The organism is Vibrio sp. D173a (genome assembly GCF_030248475.1).
This window is the reverse complement of sequence record NZ_JAHGAH010000191.1, coordinates 1-2404: the sequence shown is the minus strand read 5'-3', so window position 1 is coordinate 2404 and position 2404 is coordinate 1. Positions and strand designations below refer to the sequence as shown.

Sequence of the window (2404 nt, the reverse complement as noted above, 5' to 3'; positions counted from 1 at the left end):
CTTCTACTCAATGAGTGAGAGCTTAATACTTGAACCTAGGAGAGAAAGATCCTTCCCTAGAGTCGTTAAGAAAAAGCCAAGCCGATACCCTAGAAAAAACAATGCCGATCACCTTAAGTGAACGGCATTAGTGCTTGCGCACCTCTTTTTATATTTGATGGAATCAGGCTATTTTAAGTCTAAATCGCTGTTGTCTATGCTGACAGGCACACGCTTGGTGATCATCTGAACCAACATTATTGAGCGCTTCTCACCATCTTGTTCTTGGAAGATGGCATCAATACCGGCAAACTGCCCGCTCTTCACTCGCACTTGATCACCAGGTTTTAGCATGCTCTCAGCATCGGTCTGGTCGTCGATACATTTATCCAGCTGCTTAAGCTCATAAACCAGGTCACCCTGTATCTCTTTAGGCTGTGCACCAAAGCGAACAAAGTCTACCACGCCTCGCGTAGAGCGAACTGATGTGAAGTTTGGGCCTTCTTCATAGTCAAATCGGGCAAACACATAGCAAGGGAACAGTGGCTCTTCGACTTTCTGTCGTTTACCATGTAAGATCTTTTCGACTTCGACAGTAGGGTAAAAACACTCCACACCCTGGTTTTCAAGGTGCTGCTTCGCCCTAACTTGCTCTCCTCGCTTACAATACAATAAATACCAACGTTTCATTTTATTACTAGCCAATTATATTTTTGCTTGATCCTAACATTAAGCAAAAGACGAGTCATGGACATTCAAGCAACCTATTAATTGGCTGCTTAATATTAAGATTAAAACTTACACCTTTTCAGAACATTAAGAAAATAAGTCTACAACCAAAAATGAAAAGTAAGTTTGTAACACGAGCAAATCACCGACAAAAACCCCGTTATTTCAGCGCTGAGCAGGTATTTCATAAGGCAAATGAATCGTCAAATGAAATTTTATTGTTTGTCAGGCAAGAAATTACCATGTATACGTAGATTTCGTTAAAAAATGTAATAACTACTATTAGAAGAGCTTATGTCAAACCAACATCAATACTTTGGTCACCCACGTGGCTTGTTCCTTCTGTTCGGTACAGAATTATGGGAACGCTTTTCTTACTACGCAATGCGCGCCATTCTAGTACTTTATCTTACAGACACAACAATGAACGGCGGTCTTGGCTGGTCGACTAAAGATGCTCTAGATCTTTACGGCATCTATACTGGACTTGTCTACATCACCCCTCTTATTGGTGGCTACCTTGCAGATAACTACCTAGGTCAACGCCGTTCTATCCTTATTGGTGGCGCGTTGATGGCTATTGGCCAATTTACGCTAGCAATGCCAGCAGATGCTCTGGGTCTTGGCTCTTTACACACTTTCTACCTAGGTCTTGCTCTACTTATCTGTGGTAACGGTCTATTCAAGCCAAACATCTCTACAATGGTTGGCGATCTATACAATGAAGGCGATAACCGTCGTGATGGCGCTTTCACTATCTTTTACATGGGTATCAACCTAGGTGCGTTGCTGGCTGGTGTTGTATCGGGCTCTGTAACGAACGAATTTGGCTGGAAAGCAGGCTTCGTTGCTGCCGGTATTGGTATGCTTGTTAGCCTTGTGATGCAAATGACAATGGCGCAATCTTGGTTAGGTGACATTGGCCGCGTACCAGCAGCAAAACGTGACCTAGCAATTAAGAAATCTGCGAAGAAAGAGCCACTAACCAAAGAAGAAGTTGACCGAATCAGAGTTATCCTCGTGATGAGCCTGTTTACTATCGTTTTCTGGGCAGGCTTCGAGCAGGCTGGCGGTCTAATGAACATCTACACGCAGCAATACACAGATCGTATGATTGGTGGCTTCGAAGTGCCAGCTGCGTGGTTCCAATCACTAAACCCGTTCTTCATTATTACTCTTGCACCTGTATTAGCCGTTTTGTGGGTGAAGCTGGGTAAACGTGAACCTAACTCACCGATGAAATTTGCCCTAGCGATGTTCTTCCTAGCATTGGGTTTCCTATGTATGGTTGGTGCTGTTATGGAGCAAGGTGGTGATACTGCGGTTAAAACATCAATGCTATGGCTAGTAGGTGCGTTCTTCTTCCATACGCTTGGTGAACTGTGTCTATCTCCTATTGGTCTATCTCTAGTAACTAAGCTAGCTCCGCTACGTCTTGCATCGCTTATGATGGGCGCATGGTTCGGCTGTAACGCAATCGCAAACTACGTTGCAGGTTATGTTGGCTCTCACGTAGGTGAACTAGGCGCACTAGCAATCTTCAGTGGTATTGCGGTAACCGCGGCGATTTCTGGCGTGATTCTATTGTTGTTCTCTAACACGCTAGTTCGTTGGATGCATGGTGCTGAAAATACTCACAGCACAGCAGAACAAATTGAAGAGCAACAAACTCAAGTCGCTTAATAGGGCGTGTTGA

2 protein-coding genes are annotated in these 2404 nt (G+C 44.1%); one reads left to right on the top strand and one right to left on the bottom strand.

Annotated elements, in window-relative coordinates:
- Positions 1-168: 168 nt before the first annotated feature.
- Entirely contained in the window at positions 169-669 is a 501-nt protein-coding gene (rfaH, locus tag KIV40_RS18650; RefSeq protein WP_285350703.1) for a transcription/translation regulatory transformer protein RfaH, read from the bottom strand.
- 333 nt (positions 670-1002) lie between these two features.
- Here rfaH and KIV40_RS18645 point away from each other — a divergent pair, with 333 nt between their 5' ends.
- Entirely contained in the window at positions 1003-2391 is a 1389-nt protein-coding gene (locus tag KIV40_RS18645; protein WP_285350701.1) for a peptide MFS transporter, read from the top strand.
- Positions 2392-2404 lie beyond the last annotated feature (13 nt).